This window comes from Enterococcus sp. DIV0806c (assembly GCF_051710905.1).
In the GTDB taxonomy this organism is placed as follows: domain Bacteria; phylum Bacillota; class Bacilli; order Lactobacillales; family Enterococcaceae; genus Enterococcus_B; species Enterococcus_B mundtii.
The window spans coordinates 2,923,289-2,942,696 of the sequence record NZ_JBIOLO010000001.1; the positions used below are offsets into that span (position 1 = coordinate 2,923,289).

Sequence of the window (19,408 nt, forward strand, 5' to 3'; positions counted from 1 at the left end):
CGAATGGCAACTGAGTTTTCTTTTGAATCACTAAGCCACTGAACCTTCTCTTGCTAATTCTGCGGCTTTTTCTTGTTCTTCAGTCAATAATTTATTGTCATAAAACTTGATGAATGGCAACCAGATGATAAAGCCGAGAATCGCACATAAGACGGCTAAGACAGCGGCTTTCCAGTCACCTCCACTACCAACAAAGGCGCCGATCCCTACTGGTGAAGGCCACGGCATTTGAGCTAACATTGGTCGAACGATTTCTAGTTTGATGGCAAAGTATGCTAATGATGCGGATGCCATTGGTGCCAAGAAAAATGGTACTGCCAGGTAAGGGTTATAAACGATCGGCATCCCGAAAATGATTGGTTCATTGATATTGAAGATCCCTGGTACTAATGAAGCTTTTCCTAATACTTTTAACTGATCGGATTTTGCCATAAAAGCAATAAAGATAATTAATCCTAATGTCGCTCCAGAACCACCAACTGTTACATAAGAATTATTAAATTCGCCGGCTAAAGGATAATTTGCACCTTGCGCATTTGCTGCCATGTTCGCTAAAACGATTGGTGTCAAGAATGAGGTAATAATGTTCGCCCCATGAATCCCTACGATCCATAACGCGTGGATCAAGAAATAAATGATCATGATCCCTATCCACGTATTCGTCAATTCTGTTACAAATCCAAATGGAATAGCGATCATTTTGAAAATATCTGTTCCTAACGCAACTAATGTGCCGTTGACAATCATCACCACAAAGGCAATCACAAACGTTGGGATCAATGCAGTAAAGGAACGTGAAACCCCAGGTGGTACAACATCTGGCATCTTGATGACCCAGTTACGTTTCACACACATACAATACAACTCAACTGCAATGTAAGACATGATGATGGCGGTAAAAATACCTGACGTACCTAGACGTTCGACAAATGCGCCCATACGTACACCACTAACCACAGTTTCTGCATCGGTCATACTAGAGATCAAGCTGATTTTTCCGTCTGAAATGATCAACTCTGGAATACACATAAAGAAAGCAAAAACAGATAATAGCGCGCCAGTTAAAGGATTGACGTTCAGTGCTTGTTCATCTCTTTCGATCGACGTTAATTCATAAGCAAATACAATAGCAAAATAAACAGATAATATCCCCATCGTCATCGTGTTGACGATCATATACAAGTCGCTGACTTTAAAGAAAGTTGCATTGAAAAATCCTTCTAAAAATGGAAATGGTAACGGTAAAATATTCAAAACTAAAAACATCGAGCCTACGATCGTAAAGGGAATCGACGCCATCCCAGCAGCCATTACTGCGCGTACGATCTTGAACTGTGCCACTTTCCCCATCGGTCCCATCAAATATTTCTGTAGAAAATCAAACATCTATTTACTCCCCTTTCCAAAATGTACTACACGTTCATACTCTTTGATTCGTTGATAGTGACGATCCGTATTTGCATGGATTTTATTCAAGCGTCGCTGACAAAACAGACAGATTAGCAACCCACTGGCAATCACAAATAAAATCAATGCTTGCCCATTTGAACCATTCGCCATAAAAGGAAACAACTGAGAATACCCTGGTGAAAATACTGCTAATAGGAGAAATACGTTGGTTACCGCTTGCAAGCGGTAATAATTTCGAGTAACCGTTGCATTATTTTTATGTGTGCGATAAAGTGCCACTTGTTCTGCGACGACTGGTAAAAGAAAGAATAATAGCCCTAATGGTACCCAAAACATCTTGCTACTCGCAAGAAGTAAGGCAACCAGCCAATAAAGATTGGTAAAAAAGAACCCAGCCGTTAAGTAGCGAATGATCAAATAACGATTAAAATACAAGACTTTCAAACTAAATGCCTTTTTCTCTAATTCTCGTTGTTTTTTTTCAGCTTCACTCATTTTTTCACCCCCTGTTCTTGTTTATTTTTGATATAGATAGCTCATTTCTTTTGCAACTTCCAATAACGTCATCGTCGTCATCAGATGATCTTGCGCATGGACCATAATGATCTCCATTTCAATTTTTTGTCCACTCGCGTATTCCTTCAATAAATGCGTTTGTGATTTATGGGCTTCTAAAATTTCTTGATTTGCTTCATTTAGCTTTTCTTCTGCTTCTGTAAAATCTTCTGCTCGTAACAAAGCAAATGCCTCGTGGATCAATGTTCGTGCATTGCCACTGTGAAAAATAATATCAAAAGCGGTTACTTGGAGCTCTTCACTCGTCATTTTCTCCGTCATCAAGACTCCTCCTTAATAAATCATTTTTATAAATTGTTCATTAAAATTTTCAAACGTTGGTTCAGCTAAAATCTGCTGCTGTAGATCCAATCGATCAATAAATTTCACGATTGCTTTCGTTACAACAGTGATTCCTTCATTCTCAATACAAGAAGGAGAGACTAGAAAGACAAAATGGATCGCCCCTTGTTCATCCCATTCCATCCCATCAGGAATGATCCCCACTGCAATTTTAGCAGTAGCCCCCACTGGGATCGCTGGATGCGGGACAACTACTTGTTCACTGAAAATGATTTGCCCCATTTTCTCACGACGTTCGATTTGGTGAGCCATCTCAGACGTATAATTCTCCGTTTCATCTTCTTGTAAAAGTGCCAATAAATCATTGATAGCTTGGACTTTTGTTGGTGCTGAAGGATAAACTTTAAACCAATTTCTAGAAATCTGCTCTTCATAAAAACTTACTTTTTCCTTCATAAAAGATAACGCTTCTTGTGGTTTCACAAAACAACTTGGACGATATTCTTCAATCACTTTACGGATCTTTTGAACATCCTGATCATTCAAGAAAACACTGACATGGAGAACAGGTACTTTGAAAAACATCGTAGATAAATCAATAGAAGAAATGATTACATCAATATCTTCTAATGCCTGTTCATCGATTTCGTAGTAGCCTTTTACTTGTTTCACTGCAATGTTTTTCCCAAATTCACTCAATACCCGATTTTTCAGCAATTGTGCACTTCCATAACCAGTCGCACAGATGATCAACGCCTGTAGTTTACAATCGACCTTATTTTTTTCAATCGCTGCCATTAGGTGAAGCGCTAAATACGCCCATTCATCCTCATTGATTTTATAACCTTTCAAAGAAGGCATCTGACTGAAATAGTGTTTAGTCAATTCAAAGGCCCGGGGATCTTCTTTTTTGATCTCTTTTGTTAAAGGATTTTCCAAAGCAATCCCTCTCTTTAAACGAACCAACATTGGTTCTAAATGATTGAGCAAGCCATTCCTGAATTGATAATCTTCGACGATTGACTGACCAAGAACCTGAGCAAGTTCTTTAAGAACTGACATTAGCTCTGTCACTAACTCCTGATTCTCCCTTTTATGGCTTTGATTCGATTTAGCCATCAAATGTAAGGCTAAATAAGCAATTTCATCTTTTGGGAAACGAACATTCATTATAGACTCGATCCGTCTGGTTATATTCTTGGCTGCTTGATATTCGGTCTCATGGATTTCTTCTCCAGTGATTTCAGGCACTTGTATCTCAAATCCGGCTCGCATTCGCTTGATTGCCAATGCTAAATGTAACGCTAAATTTTGTATCACAAAATCGGACACCTTTAATTTGGATTCACGAATCTCGTCCAAGATGATGATCACTAATTCTTCAAAATTGATTTCCTTGAAGAATTGACTGTTACCGAGATATTCTTTTAAAGAATTGGTATACTTATTTCCAAAAAAGGTATCCATGATCACATGTCGCTTGTCTTGTTCTTGACCCTCGATCCACATTCCCTGTTTATGTTTCGACACAATTTTCAACGAATATTCGGCTAACTTCTCTTTGATTTCTTGGATATCATTCACTAAACTCGAACGGCTGATATATAACTCTTCTGCCAAATCATCGATCACGATTGCGCGATCTTCCAAAAGTAGTTTATTTAAAATATACTTTTTTCGATCTTCTGAACCATAGAACTCAGTCACCTGATCGCCATATTCCACAGTGACTTCTCGTTGCTTTAAAAACAGCGCAAAAGCAAGCTTGTTGACGACCTCTAATTGATACCCTTGCCCTTGCTTTGCAATGAGTCTTCCGCCATTGGTTTCGATCACTTCATTCAATGTTTTCAAATAGTTTCGAATCGTACGGTCAGATAATAATAATTCAGAAGCGAGGTACTGGCTTGTGAGGTATTCTCCTTGATGATCAATCAATTGCCGCAATAACTCTTTTTCTGTTTGTTTCATTATTATCTTCCCCTATTCGTCTATATATTTTCCTCAATCAGCTCTGCTAATTTTTGGATACCCGTAGGGATAGGAACATACGCTTGGAATGGTATACTTACGACCGGTTTCCCTACTGTTTTTCCTAGTTTAACAAATTTATCCAAGTACATTGTAGTTTGAGGACTGATCAAGAACAAATCGAAATCACTTGTCTTGATTTGGTTGTCCCCTTCTGTTGCAGAAACCGCGTCAACAAATACCTCTTCGCCTTTTCCTTTAAAATATTCTGTTGTTTTTGATGCCATCATCGAAGAAGACATTCCTGCGGCACAAATAATCAATGCTTTTTTCATTACGATCACTCCTCTATTTTTTTGATTGAATTTCTTACATTCACTATAAAATGAAATCGCTTTCTTTTCAAAATAGATTTTTCCGTATCGCTTAGGAAAATAGTTATAAAATTACGTAAAAAAAAAAGAAGTCACACGGCTGTGCAACTTCTTCTCAATTATTGCGCACTGAAATTCAAACGCATACTGTAAATCGGATTTAATGGATCATCCAAGCTTTCAAAATCAAAATTTTCGCCAACTGTACCAAATAATGAGAAGGAAAAAGAAGTGCTATGTCCTTCGATCGTTCCTAGTTCTCTGCGGTTATTGAGGTTTTTACCTGATGAGATCAACATGACTTGATTGTCATTCAGATTGTTTTTCACCCCTAGATCGATTTCTGTTAGTTTTTCGGTAGCTGATTGACTAACGACCGAACTCACTGACACTTGGACCGCACGTTCCGCATTGTTTTGGATTTGATAAGTTGGTGAGACAATACCATTACTTTCTTTACTCTCCGCAAAGGATACATTTGTAGGAATCGTCACATCAATGTACTCGGACGTATCTTCTAGAATCGTGACTTGACTGTTCAATGTCCGAGCATTGCCAGCTTCGTCTGTTAAGGTGATCGTTACACCATGATCACCTACCGCTAAATCGGTAAATTGCACATTGTTTTCATACGCAACTTCGACTTGAATATCTGGTGATAATGACCAGTTGTCGGTCGGATCACCATCTAAAAATTCACGAGGCGCTGGTGCTGTTTGCCCATTCGTGAACACTAACGGATCTTTTAATGTTCCGTCAGGTGCCGTAGTATCTTCAATCCGTGGCATGGCATTATTAAAAATATATTCATTTCCAGCTTCATCGGTTGCTGTAATATTCATTGGATGGTAGGCATTGAATCCATTCGGAGATAAGTCATATAAGTGACGATGATTTATCAACTGGATATTTTCTAACTCTGACCAATTGTCCGCTAAATCGCTGATTAGTTCCCTTAATTCTTCCTGGGTAAAATCCCGATGACGATTGGCTTCAAACACCGTCCAATGGTTTCTAACTATACCAGTTGGTGCTTGCGTATCGATTACGCGATAGTTAACCGAATAGTCCGTATAGTTTCCTCGGATATCTTCTAGACGAACATTCGCATCATAAACGGTTGTCGATGGGGCAACATTGACAATACTTACGATATCCCCGTTATCATTACACAAGGAAAGATCAATTTGATCGGTTGGTGTCGTGTTGTCCAATGGGTCCTCAGTAAAGAACTGCAATAGTTCATCTTTCGTCAATTCATCTTTTCTTCGTGCTTGAAAATCAACAGGTTGCGTGACGACATTTCCTGTCGGACCTTCGTTATCTCCCGCAAGAAATTTGACTTCTTGTAACGCCGATTGATTTCCTTGTTCATCTTCTAAACGAATAAAGCCAATATATTCTTTGTACTCTAAGTCGTCTAACTCAAATTCATTCCCTTCACTATCGACTAATTCGATGGTGATGTTTTCTGGCAAGCTCCAGTTATCATCGGGGGCACCGTTGAAAAACTGCAACAAATCCGTTCGAGAAAACGTATTCGAAGTGAGCGTAGAAAAATCAATGACTTCATCTTTGAAGCTAGCGGTTGGCGCCGTAGTATCCACTACCCGTGCCATGGTATTGTCAAAAATGTGTTCATTCCCGGATTCGTCGGATGCCGTGAGATCCAGTTGATGGTAAGTCCCTCCACTATTCGGAGACAAATCATATAAGTGACGATGATTCTTCAGTTGAATATTTTCTAACTCTGACCAATTATCTGCTAAATTATCAATTAGCTGGCGCAATTCTTCTTGGGTAAAATCGCGATGACGATTGGCTTCAAACACCGTCCAATGATTTCTGACTGTTCCTGTCGGCGCTTGTGTATCCACCACCCGATAATTGACTGAATATTCTGTCTTGTTGTTTGCTTGGTCTTGTAAACGAACTTTCGCATCATAAACAGTCGTTGACGGTGCGACATTGACAATACTCACGATATCGCCAACATTGTTACGTAAGGAAAGATCAATCTCATCGGTTGGTGTCACGTTATCTAGAGGATCATCCGTAAAGAAACTTAAGAGTTCCTCTCGCGTCAATTCTTCACTTCTTCGCGCTTGGAAATCAACTGGTGATGTTGTGACATTTCCTGTTGGACCTTCCGCATCTCTTCCCTGGAATTTTACTTCTTGTAGGTTTGATTGATTTCCTTGTGCGTCTTCTAAGCGAATATAGCCTGTATAAATGTTATCCTCTGACTCTAAATTTTGTAAATTGATCACTGAACCATTACTGTCAACGAGTTCGATTTTGATGTTTTCTGGTAATGTCCAGTTGTCATCCAGATCATTATTCAGAAATGCCAAAAGGTCTGTCCGTGAAGGAATAGCCGTTGTTACCCCAGAGAGGTCGATCGTCTCTGATTTCACTGTCCCTGTTGGCGCTATGGTATCAGTAATACGCAACTTCGTATTGAGCAATGAACGTTCATTACCAGATTCATCTGTCAATTTCACCCAATCTTGATAACTTGTACTAGGACTAAGGTTATATAATTTTTTTTCGAAAGTTAATGTGATGTTTTCTAATTCTGACCAATTATCTTTCAATCCGTTCACTAATAATCGTAACTCTTCTTGGGTAAAATCTCGGTGACGATTGGCTTGGATTGTGACGAAATCTTCGACTGCCGTTCCTTCTGGTGGTGTGGTGTCCACCACGACATAGTTTGTCGAAATGCGTTCATAGACGATTGAATTGGAAGAATCTGCTACATTGACTGTCATTGAACCAGTTCGACCTGGATACCACATATTGTTGTTTATCGTACCAGCAACATAGTAATAATAATTACGCGCATACGTAGGTACGGAATCAAACCAAGTATCACGTATTGTATCACTGGGTACACGAGCTGGACGTTGGGCTTCGATCGTCACAGGATTTTTAATTACATAAGTTATTGTTGGATTGATCGTCAATCGTCCAATCGTTTCATTTGAATAACTAAGATTCATCACTTTTCTTGGTGTCGCAATGTTTGGATATAGCGTCGCAACCCCTGTCGTACCTAAACCAACATTTCCGCGAATATCTAACGTTACAGCTTCATTTCCCGCCTGTACTCTTGTTACTGTGAAGTTGATAGTTGCAGTGAAATTGTTATTGATTGTCACCGTTGCTGCTACACTTATAGCAGCATTACTTGAAGAAATATTCGATAAAGTATACGTGTTTCCATGCGTTGAATGGTTCCCATAATACATCTGTGTGTAAAACTCGTCCGGCATTCCGGCATCACTGTCCGTGACGATCGATGAAATCCAACCATTATTTCCATTAACACGCTCAACCAATGAGTGTGTTGGTACAGTGACAGAGAAACTGGCGGTTGAGTTTGCGGCATTCGCTAAATTAATGGTTCGGTTGATCGCATTTTGTAATACACCTTCAAGATAAGAACTCCTACCATGATTCGTTAATTGAGTCACATTTTCTGTGGTCAAATTCAAGCGTGCTAAGTAATTCACCACTAGCGAATTTTCATCAAGTGGTGGTAAAACTGTTGCCTCAGTTGGTATATCCGTCGTTGGTTCTTCTGAGACAACTGGCTCTTCTTCGACCACTTGTGTTTCCTCTACAGTCGCTGGTTGCTCAGAGAGGATCGATTCCTCCGGAGCCTCTTCTTGTACTGTTGGTTCCTGTACTGTTGATTCTTGTACTGTTGGTTCTTCTATAACATCTTCTGGTGTTTCTTCAGATAAGTGGCTTTCTGACTGCTCTTCCATGATTTCCGTACTAGCAATCGTCTCATTTTCTATGGCAAATACTGCCGATGGCAACAATGTATGTTGGAACAATAGGACTGAAGTAGCGATCATCCGAATTTTTTTTGCTTTCAAAAATTCTGTCCCCCTTTCTCTTTCTTTTAGAATGTGCATGTTAAACCTACTGACTGTATGCATCTTTGAGATCAACTGGTAACTATATGTAGGCGTTAAAAAACTATGTGCTTGATCACAAAAAAGCTGCCTAATGGCTCATACAGATAGAGGATGTATCTGTTTCATTCAGTATAAACAGTTCGCAGAATCGCCTTCTCACGATCGAATAATTGTTTTATGTAATTCTTTCACTGAATGTTTTTTAATATCTAACAAAGATAGTACACATTCCACATTAAAATTATCCACAATTCCAGTATAGGAACAAAATCTTTTTTTACCGTTAGAAAGGCAAAAAAAATGGTTTTAACTTTAAATTAGAGAAACAAACATTGAATTTTAATCATATTGTTACCGAATTGCTCGATATGTTTTCTTGATATTCACTATATATTGCTGATTTCTCTTCATGTTTCCGTATTCTCACCCTCTATCTAAAACCAAAATTTCTATAAGTACAAATTAATGTTTTTTTCTATGAGAACTTCCAAACCTTTTCCTCATAAATAATTTTTTTAACTAAAATCATAACCACCCTTCAAAAGGGTGGTTTGCTCTAGGGCTATAAGCCCTTAACACCGGCCAGCGCCTAAAGACGCTGGCTTTCTCATTTCATGTTCAAGCCATATTGCCTTTGTCACTTTTGCCTACCTTTAAAAAGGTTTTTGTTCTACTCTCTAACCCTTAAAAGGGTCCTCGTATTCTCGAACGCTCAATTTATCTAGCGCTATATCATGTTTCTCTTGTTCTTGAATGTATTTCCTTATGGTCGCTTCATTCAATCCCACTGTGCTTACATAATATCCTTCTGCCCAAAAATGTCGATTGCCAAATTTATATTTTAAATTTGCATGTTTATCAAAAATCATCAATGCACTCTTTCCTTTAAGATAACCCATAAAACTTGACACGCTTATTTTTGGTGGGATACTCAATAATAGATGGACGTGATCTGGCATCATATGTCCTTCCAAGATTTCTACTCCCTTATACTTACATAGTCGTTTGATAATTTCTTGAATACTTGCTCGATATTGATTATAGATGATTTTTCTTCTATACTTTGGTGTGAATACAATGTGGTATTTGCACAGCCACTTTGTATGGGCTAAACTATTTGCTTTATTAGCCATTTCTTTTCCCTTCCTTTCGTTATCAATATGACCTGAACAATCATATTTTAACGATAGGAAGGGCTTTTTGGTAGAACCTTTTATTCCCCACCCGCATAGCAGGTGGTTTTCTGTTTCACTCGCTTTGCGAGCTCAACTTGGTCTAAAGACAATAATAAAAAAAACAGTAAGAAAGCATTTACTTTCTTACTGTTCTCTTATTATTCTATAAAGAATGCTAGGTTTTCTCTTCACCTATTTCATTTGATAAAAATTTTTTTTTACTGTGCATTGAAATTCAAGCGCATACTGTAAATCGGATTCAATGGATCGTCCAAACTTTCAAAATCAAAGTTTTCGCCAACTGTGCCAAATAATGAGAAGGAGAAAGAAGTACTATGTCCGTCAATCGTTCCTAGTTCTCTGCGGTTATTGAGATTTTTACCTGATGAGATCAACATCACTTGATTATCATTCAGATTGTTTTTCACTCCAAGGTCGATTTCTGTTAGTTTTTCCGTTTCTGATTGACTAACGACTGAACTTACTGACACTTGGACCGCACGTTCCGCATTATTTTGGATTTGATAAGTTGGTGAGACAATACCATTACTTTCTTTGCTTTGGGCAAAGGACACATTCATCGGGATCGTCACATCGATATACTCGGACGTATCTTCTAAAATCGTAACTTGACTGTTCAATGTTCGAGAATTTCTCTGTTGATCCGTCAAAGTGACTGTCACACCATACGTTCCCACTTCTAAATCTGCGAACGCGACATTGTTTTCATATGTAACTACCACTTGAATATCTGGTGACAATGACCAGTTGTCGGTCGGATCACCATCTAGAAATTCTCGTCCGCTTGGAGCTGTTTGTCCTTTTGTGAATACTAACGGATCTTTTAATACCCCCTCAGGTGCTGTGGTATCTTCAATCCGAACTTTCGTTTTTTCAAACGTAGTCGTATTTCCTGCTTCATCCGTGGCATCCACCTGTAGCTCATAATACCATTCACCAGGACTATGAGGAGGCATAGTATGTAACGGAACATTATTTGTTAACGTGATTGCTTCTCGTTCTGTCCAATTATCTTCTAAATCAATAAGTAAAGAACGTAATTCTTCCTGTGTAAAATCACGTGTACGCGTCGCTTCAAAGACAGTCGTTGTCTGATTGATCGAACCGGTCGGTGCTTGTGTATCGATCACGCGATAGTTAACAGCGTATTCCGTGTAATTGCCTCGAATATCTTGTAGACGAACGTTGGCATCATAAATGGTTGGCGAAGGTGCAACATTGACGATACTCACAGTTTCGCCAATATTATTACGTAAAGAAAGATCAATTTGATCGGTTGCTGTCGTATTATCCAATGGATCTTCGGTAAAGAACTTTAATAGCTCGTCTCTCGTCAATTCATTCACTCGACGTGCTTGAAAATCGACTGGTGTCGTGATGACGTTCCCTGTCGGTCCTTCGTTATCTCCTGCAAGAAATTTGACTTCTTGTAGATCCGTACGATTCCCGTGTTGGTCTTCCAAACGAATATAGCCTGTATATTCTTGGAACTCCAAGTCATCCAACGCAAATGCATTTCCTTGACTATCGACTAATTCGATGGTGATATTTTCTGGTAATGTCCAGTTGTCGACAGGGGCGCTACTGAAAAATCGCAACAAATCCGTTCGAGAGAACGTATTCGAAGTGAGCGTAGAAAAATCAATGACTTCATCTTTGAAGCTAGCAGTTGGCGCCGTAGTATCAACTATTCTTGGCATAGTTCCTCTAAAAATATGTTCATTTCCAGCTTCATCAATTGCCGTGATATCCATTGGATGGTATCCATTTGGATCATTCGGAGATAAAACATATAAATGGCGATGATTTTCTAATCGAATATTTTCTGGTAATGTCCAATTATCCGAAATACTATGAAATAGTAGTCGTAATTCTTCTTGGGTAAAATCGCGATGACGATTAGCTTCAAAAATTGTCCAAGTTCCTTTAGCACTTCCTGTCGGCGCTTGTGTATCGATTACGCGATAATTGATCATTTTATTTCTATTCGCATTGCCTGCTTCATCTTCTACATTTAAAAATCCTGTATATGTTTGGAGTAAGTTAGGTGCTACTCCAGCAATCGAAGTAGCCGTACCCAGCGAGTCAAGCAATGATAATTTAATCTCATCATTCAAGGTCCAGTTATCCGACATCGAATCAACAAACGGTAATAACTCTGAGCGTTCAAGTCCGCCAATTCGTCGTGCTTGTAAATCTCTAGTAGTTGTATTGGTCGTAACGTCTGGAGATATTGTATCTATTACACGATACGTAACTGGTAAATCACGAAAATTACCAAATTCATCAGTTAGACGGATTGCTGCGTCATAGACATTTGTTATTGACGGAGCAACATTTCTGATACTTACTGTATTCTCAGAACTATCGATTAATGAAATATCGATTTGATCCGTTGGTGTACTATTATCCACTGGATCATCGATAAAGAATTTCATAATGTCTTCTTTTGTCAAATCATTCACTCTTGTGGCTTCAAAATCTACTGGCGTAGTCGTGACATTTGCTGTTGGTCCTTCGATATCTCTCAGATTAAATTTCACTTCCTGTAGCGCCGATTGATTCCCAAATTCATCTTCTAGACGAATATAACCTGTATGAACGCTATTTGATGGTTCTAGATTTTGCAAATTGATAACTTCCCCATTACTGTCTAACAGTTGGACGATAATTTCATCTCTTAATGTCCAATTGTCCTCCAAATCATTATTCAAAAATTGCATGATTTCCGAACGAGAGGGAATGCTTGTTTCAACATTAGAAAGATCGATTATTTCTGATTTCACTGTCCCTGTAGGGGCTAATGTGTCTATAATACGCATTCTTGTTTCGTAAAAATTTTGTGTATTTCCACTTTCATCTGTTGCATTTAGATTAATTAAATGAGTGGAGTTAGGTTCTAATTCCATCAAGCTTCTTGTAGATGCCATTCTAATATTACTCAACGTAGACCAATTATCTTGAAGATTATTTATAACCGAACGTAATTCTTCTTGGTTAAAATCTCGGTGACGATTTGCTTGAATATTTGTCCATTCAGTTTTTTCCATACCTGTAGGTGCTTCAGTGTCTACGACCGTCACATTTGTCCAAAATCGTGTGATTCCACCAGTGGAATTATTGATAAGATAAACTGGTAATTGATTAGTATAACCAGGAAACCAACCAGATCCAAGGCTTGTCGTGGAGAAACGCCAATTTCCTGAACCTGGTAATGTATGGAACCAACTTCGGATCACTTCTTGTGATAACGTTTGATTTCTTGTGGCCTGAACCGTCACATTCACATGAACACCGACTTCTTCCTTTTCCTCCTCTTCTTCCTCTTCTCCCTCATCTTCCGCATTCACTGTCAATTGTCCAATCGTTTCCCCTGTATAACTAAGATTCATCACATGTCTTGGGGTCGCAATGTGTGTAAACTGAGTCGCAACACCTGTCGTACCTAAACCGACATTTCCACGGACATCTAACGCTACGGTCGTACTTGCCGCCTGTACTCTTCTAACTGTAAAATTGATCGTTGATGTAAAATTGGAATTGATGGTCACAGTGGCGGATACACTCACCGCTGCGTTACTTGACGAAATATTCGTCAGTGTGTAGGTATTTCGGTGAGTCGAATGGTTTCCATAATACATCTGTGTGTAAAATTCGTCGGGCATTCCGGCAGGACTATCCGTGACAATAGAAGAAATCCATCCATTACTATTGCCTACTCGCTGAACCATTGAATGTGTCGGTACGGTCACAGAGAAAGTCGCTGTTGCATTCACCTCGTTGCCTAAAGTAATGGTTCGGTTGATGGCATTTTGCAAGATAGCTTGGATATAGGAAATTCTCCCATGATTGGTTAATTCTGCTACGTTTTGTGCAGTTAAGTTCAGCCGTCCCAAATGGACAGATAGCGGACTTTCATCAAGTGGTGGCACTTCTTCTTGCGTTTCCTCCGTCGCTGGTGCTTCTGATGGTGCTTCCATAGGTGGCACTTCTTCTGCCACTTCTGATGGGGCTTCAGGAGTTTCCACTACTACTTCAGGCTCTTCGTGAGTAATTGGTTCTTGTTCTTCGACCACGTCTGTTGCTTCTTCAGATAAGTGGCTTTCTGGCTGTTCTTCAATGATCTCTGTATTAGCTATCGACTCGTTTTCTATTGCCATTACCACTGAAGGTAGCAATGCCTGTTGAAACAATAGGAATGAGGTAGCGATAATCCGTATTTTTTTTGCTTTCAAAAATTCTCTCCCCTCTCTTATTTTTTGACAATGCATGTAATCATCTATCTTTTTGGATAAGCTGATTGAGATAAGTAATCGTTTAAAACGAGCTACTCGATCGTAAGTTTTCTGCAAAGTTCAGCTATAAATAAAAGGTATGTAGTTAGCTCAGGCACCTTCGCAAAAATCATTGCGAGTTATAAGTAGGATTTTTATGTGGAATCAATGGTTCAAACCCGCTAAAAAATGAAAAAAAACTCAAAAAATAATAATGCAAATGCCATACAAATATTATCCATAATTTTAAAATACTAATAAAATCTTTTTTTACCGTTAGCAAGGTAAAAAAACATCCCACATATGAACTTCAGTTGATAACTATTTTTTCGACTTTACCTTTTACTTATCTACACTAGATTAGTTACTATTCCTTGGACAAAAGGGGATAACTATTATATAGAGTAAAATAAGAAATTATTACTGATAATAAAATTTCCCTCAAAAGGAAATTTATAAAAAAAACCACATTCTCATGAAATCCAAATGATTTTCATGAGAATGTGGCATCTCGTTTTTATTCTTTTCTATTAGTACTTACTTATTAATTTGCGACGATATTGACTAATTTATTTGGAACCACGATCACTTTTCTGATTGTTTTTCCGTCTAGTTGTTCTTTTATACTATCATCGTCCATCGCTGTTTTTTCTAGTTCTTCTTTTGATAAGTCACGTGCAACACTAGTTTTTGCACGAACTTTTCCATTGATTTGGAAGACGACTTCTACTTCGTCTTCAATCAAAGCAGCTTCATCATAAGTTGGCCATGGTGCATAAGAAAGATCTTGTTCATTTCCTAGGATCGCCCATAGCTCTTCACCGATATGTGGCGCGATCGGTGCAAGTAATTGTACGAATCCTTCGATATATTCATAAGGTAAGGCATCGACTTTATATGCTTCATTGACAAAGACCATCAATTGAGAAATCGCTGTATTGAAATGTAGATTTTCGTAATCTTCTGTGACTTTTTTAACTGTTTGGTGATATACTTTGTCAAGTTTACCGTCATTCAGTGTCGTGATACGATCACGCATTTTATTGTTTTCGTCCACGATCAAACGCCAAACACGATCTAAGAATTTACGGCTACCTTCTAAGCCATTTTCACTCCAAGCAATCGATGCGTCTAATGGTCCCATGAACATTTCGTAGAGACGTAAAGTATCCGCACCATATGCTTCCACGACATCGTCAGGATTGACGACATTGCCACGAGATTTAGACATTTTTTCGTTGTTTCCTCCAAGGATCATTCCTTGATTGAACAATTTTTCAAAAGGCTCTTTTGTTGGTACCACGCCAATATCGTAAAGGAATTTATGCCAGAAACGAGCATACAATAGGTGAAGTACTGCATGTTCTGCCCCACCGATATAAATATCTACTGGTAACCAGCGTTCTAGTTTTTCATAGTTAGCTAGCTCTTTTTTATTGTGTGGATCGATATAGCGTAGGTAATACCATGAGCTTCCTGCCCATTGAGGCATCGTATTCGTTTCACGACGTCCTTTTTTACCTGTTTCAGGATCAACGACATTGACCCACTCGTCAATGTTTGCTAATGGTGATTCCCCTGTTCCACTTGGTTGGATATTGCTTGTTTTTGGTAAACGTAGTGGTAATTCTTCTTCTGCTACTGTTGTCACTGTGCCGTCTTCCCAATGGATGACTGGGATTGGTTCACCCCAATAACGTTGACGAGAGAATAACCAATCACGCAGACGATAGCTGACTTCTTTTTTCCCAACACCATGTTCTTCCAACCATTGATTCATCGCATCAATGGCTTCTTCTTTGTTCAATCCGTTCAAGAAATCAGAATTGATATGCGCACCATCTTCTGTGTAGGCAGCTGTTGAAATATCGCCACCTTCGATGACTGGTAAGATTTCTAGATCAAACGTTTGTGCAAACTCATAATCACGTTCATCATGTGCCGGTACTGCCATGATCGCACCTGTCCCATAAGAGGCTAACACATAATCAGCGATCCAAATAGGGATTTCCTTGCCATTTACTGGGTTGATCGCATACGCCCCTGTAAATACACCTGTTTTTTCTTTAGCAAGATCTGTTCGTTTGAGATCTGATTTTTTTGCTGTTTCTGCGATATACGCTTCGACTGCTTCTTTTTGTTCCGGAGTTGTGATCTCACGAACTAAATCTAGCTCTGGCGCTAGCACAGAGTAGGTTGCCCCAAATAACGTATCTGGACGTGTGGTAAAGACCGTATATTCTTTATCTGTGCCAGCCACTTTAAACGTGACATTTGCTCCGACTGAACGACCGATCCAGTTACGTTGCATTTCTTTGATGCTTTCGGGCCAATCCACAAGCTCTAGGTCATCGATCAAACGATCTGCATAAGCGGTGATTTTCAGCATCCATTGACGCATTGGTTTGCGGATAACATCATAGCCACCACGTTCACTTTTGCCGTCGATCACTTCTTCGTTTGAGATCACGGTGCCTAGTTCTGGTACCCAGTTCACTGCTACTTCTGCTTCATAGGCTAAGCCTTTTTCGTATAATTTAGTAAAGATCCATTGAGTCCATTTGTAGTACTCAGGATCTGTTGTGTTGACTTCACGATTCCAATCGTAACTAAAACCAAGTGAATTGATTTGGCGACGGAAGGTTTCAATATTTTTTTGCGTAAATTCTGCAGGGTCATTGCCTGTGTCCAATGCGTATTGCTCTGCCGGTAGTCCAAATGCATCCCACCCCATTGGATGTAATACGTTGAAACCTTGACTACGTTTGAAACGAGCTAGGATATCTGTTGCTGTATAGCCTTCTGGATGCCCAACATGTAGACCTTGTCCTGATGGATATGGAAACATATCCAACGCATAGAATTTTGGTTTACCTGGTTCATCATGCGTATTGAAGGTGTTATTTTTTGCCCAATATTTTTGCCATTTTTTTTCAATTTCTTTGTGATTATAGCTCATCTTGAACCCCCTATTTTGATGTAATGATCTGTTTCTCTTTTAGAAGCTGGCCTTGAAAAACAAAAAAATCCTATAAAAAGATTGCTCTTTTTATAGGACGTAATCTACGTGGTACCACCTAATTTTGCCTTACTAAACAAGGCCTTGAACGTTGTAACGGTCGTCACCGCCTCTGCTTACTGGGAGAACTGTTCAGCAGGTGCAACTCAAAGGCGAGTTCAAAAGCGTCCGTACACATTTTCACCAACCATGTGCTCTCTAAAACTTTCGACTTTTTACTACTTCCTTTTCAAACGTTGATCAACTAAATTTTTAGTAGCTTCATAGTAACAAATATTATTGAATCAATCAACTATTATTTCAGTTAGAACGATTATTTTGCAACGATCAAACTTTGACCTGGGTAGATAAAGTTATTTTTGATGTTGTTCCACTCGATCAATTGAGTCATTGAGATGCCATGGCTATCAGCTACACCCCAAACGGATTCACCTGCTTTGACTGTGTAACGTTTGCCATCATTAGACGTAGGTGCTGCTGTTGTATTTCCTTTTTTCACGACCACTTTTTGGCCTGGATAGATGAAATTGTTTTTGATATTGTTCCATTCGATCAGTTGATCCATCGTGATGCCGTGTTTGTCAGCTACACCCCAAACGGATTCACCTGCTTTGACCGTATAGATCGTATCACCAGACGTTGATGTGTTCGTTGCTGCTGACGTATTCGGTGTGCTTGGAGCAGCTGCCGGTGTTGTTGTCGGTGTAGATGTTGCCGCCGCTGTACTACCGCCTTTTACAATCAGCTTTTGACCTGGGTAGATGAAGTTATTTTTGATATTGTTCCATTCAATCAATTGATTCATTGAGATCCCATTTTTATTTGCGACGCTCCACACAGATTCCCCTGCTTTGACCGTGTAGGTGCCTGAGCCTTGGCTTGCTGTGTTTGAAGTCGTTGGATTATTCGTCGTTGTTGAAGGTGCTGGATTCGTTGATGCAGTGCTTGATGCGCCACCATTTGAAACAACCAACTGTTGTCCTGGGTAAATAAAGTTGTTCTTGATGTTGTTCCATTGGATCAACTGTGCCATTGAGATGCCATGGGCATGAGACACACCCCATACAGAATCACCTGCTTTGACCGTATATTTTGCACCAGAAACTGAAGCACCTGTACTTGGTGTTGATGGTGTTGTGCTTGGTGTCGATGGTGTATTTACAGAAGCAGACCCACCATTAGAAACGATCAAGCTTTGTCCTGGATAAACAAAATTATTCTTGATATTATTCCATTGGATCAATTGTGCCATTGAGATGCCGTGGGCATTCGAGATACCCCAAACAGAGTCACCTGCTTTGACTGTATAACGCGTACCGGACGAATTGTTTGTTGTTGTTCCAGCAGAACTGCTACCTGTAGAAGCTGTATTGTTTCCTGAATTTGTTGTTGAAGAACCGCCAGCTGTACCACCTTTGATCGTCAACTTTTGTCCTGGATAAACAAAATTATTTTTAATATTATTCCATTCGATCAATTGCGCCATTGAGATGCCATGAGCATTTGAGATGCCCCAAACAGAATCACCTGATTTTACTGTGTACGTCGTTGAACCAGTAGTCGTACTTCCACTAGTATTTCCTGTATTCGTGCTTCCAGTGTTGGTGCTTCCTGTATTTGTACTTCCTGTGTTCCCTGTATTGATCGTATTGCCGCCGCCAGTAGTCGCACCACCGCCTGCATTTCCAGTTGCTGGTGTGTCATATTTAGTCAAGCCATACGTCATGATAAGATTGTTTAATTTTGTCGCATAACTTGGGTCCGTCGCATAGCGTCCTGTCAAATGGGCAGTAGCATCCGTATAAGAACGAGTATTACTCTTCCAAGCGCCTGCATAGTAGTAGCCATTACCAAATGAAGTATTTCTAAGTACATAGGCATTGTCACTAAAAGACTCTGCGAAAGAAGGATATTGACGGAAAGGTTCTTTTTTCGTCACCCATTGGTTGTTCAAGAATTCAAGCGTGTCCATATAAACAGTTTGTCCTTGGTAGCTTCCTTTGATCCCAAATAAGTTATGATACGGTGCACGTGATAATGTACTGCCACCCCAACCACTTTCGACGACTGCTTGAGCGATCATTACTGACGCATACAAATCATTCGCGTTTGCGATCGGTTGTGCAAATGTGGCAATTTCTGTGATAAATGCGGCGGTATTGATCCGAGAGTTCATTTGGATCGGTGTTTCATCCGCATTGACAGCGACTGATTGTAATACTGGTGCGACAGCTGAACAGCCCACCATTGCGGTTCCGACGATTGCCGCACTTCGCTTTACTTTACGGTAACGCTTTGCTTGTTCCAGACGTCTGCGTTCTTTTCGTCCTACTAATTCCTTTTGCATATACTATCCCCCATATTTAATTACTTT

The 19,408-nt window shown here is 39.5% G+C and carries 10 protein-coding genes and 1 other annotated feature; all 10 genes read right to left on the minus strand.

The annotated features are described in order from the left end of the window. Positions 1-30: 30 nt before the first annotated feature. Positions 31-1,386 carry a PTS cellobiose transporter subunit IIC gene (celB, locus tag IGK77_RS13545; RefSeq protein WP_019722564.1) on the minus strand — a complete coding sequence of 452 codons (1,356 nt, stop codon included), beginning with the start codon at positions 1,384-1,386 and terminating at the stop codon, positions 31-33. Then, on the minus strand, positions 1,387-1,905 hold the full coding sequence (locus IGK77_RS13550; RefSeq protein WP_071867525.1) for a hypothetical protein: 519 nt from the start codon (positions 1,903-1,905) through the stop codon (positions 1,387-1,389). It lies immediately after the preceding gene. A gap of 21 nt (positions 1,906-1,926) precedes the next feature. Continuing rightward, positions 1,927-2,247 (minus strand): PTS cellobiose transporter subunit IIA, encoded by a 321-nt coding sequence (locus IGK77_RS13555; RefSeq protein ID WP_071867524.1) that lies wholly within the window; start codon positions 2,245-2,247, stop codon positions 1,927-1,929. Positions 2,248-2,259: 12 nt separating this feature from the next. Next, positions 2,260-4,239 (minus strand): BglG family transcription antiterminator, encoded by a 1,980-nt coding sequence (locus IGK77_RS13560; RefSeq protein WP_071867523.1) that lies wholly within the window; start codon positions 4,237-4,239, stop codon positions 2,260-2,262. Between the two features lie 20 nt (positions 4,240-4,259). Further along, positions 4,260-4,574, minus strand: a complete 315-nt coding sequence (locus IGK77_RS13565) for a PTS cellobiose transporter subunit IIB (RefSeq protein WP_010734143.1) — start codon at positions 4,572-4,574, stop codon at positions 4,260-4,262. A 158-nt stretch (positions 4,575-4,732) separates the two neighbouring features. Continuing rightward, the gene (locus IGK77_RS13570) at positions 4,733-8,503 is read right to left on the minus strand and encodes a hypothetical protein (protein WP_074801413.1); all 3,771 of its coding nucleotides are present in this window, start codon (positions 8,501-8,503) and stop codon (positions 4,733-4,735) included. Positions 8,504-9,222: 719 nt separating this feature from the next. Continuing rightward, a complete protein-coding gene (gene tnpA / locus IGK77_RS13575; protein WP_100917284.1) occupies positions 9,223-9,678 on the minus strand; it encodes an IS200/IS605 family transposase in 456 nt (151 codons plus the stop codon). Between the two features lie 260 nt (positions 9,679-9,938). Continuing rightward, entirely contained in the window at positions 9,939-13,976 is a 4,038-nt protein-coding gene (locus IGK77_RS13580) for a hypothetical protein (RefSeq protein ID WP_438713221.1), read from the minus strand. A 583-nt stretch (positions 13,977-14,559) separates the two neighbouring features. After that, on the minus strand, positions 14,560-16,974 hold the full coding sequence (gene leuS / locus IGK77_RS13585) for a leucine--tRNA ligase (protein ID WP_074801970.1): 2,415 nt from the start codon (positions 16,972-16,974) through the stop codon (positions 14,560-14,562). A gap of 90 nt (positions 16,975-17,064) precedes the next feature. Beyond that, positions 17,065-17,277, minus strand: a binding site (T-box leader). Between the two features lie 70 nt (positions 17,278-17,347). Further along, entirely contained in the window at positions 17,348-19,381 is a 2,034-nt protein-coding gene (locus tag IGK77_RS13590) for a LysM peptidoglycan-binding domain-containing protein (RefSeq protein WP_074801973.1), read from the minus strand. Between the last annotated feature and the right edge of the window lie 27 nt (positions 19,382-19,408).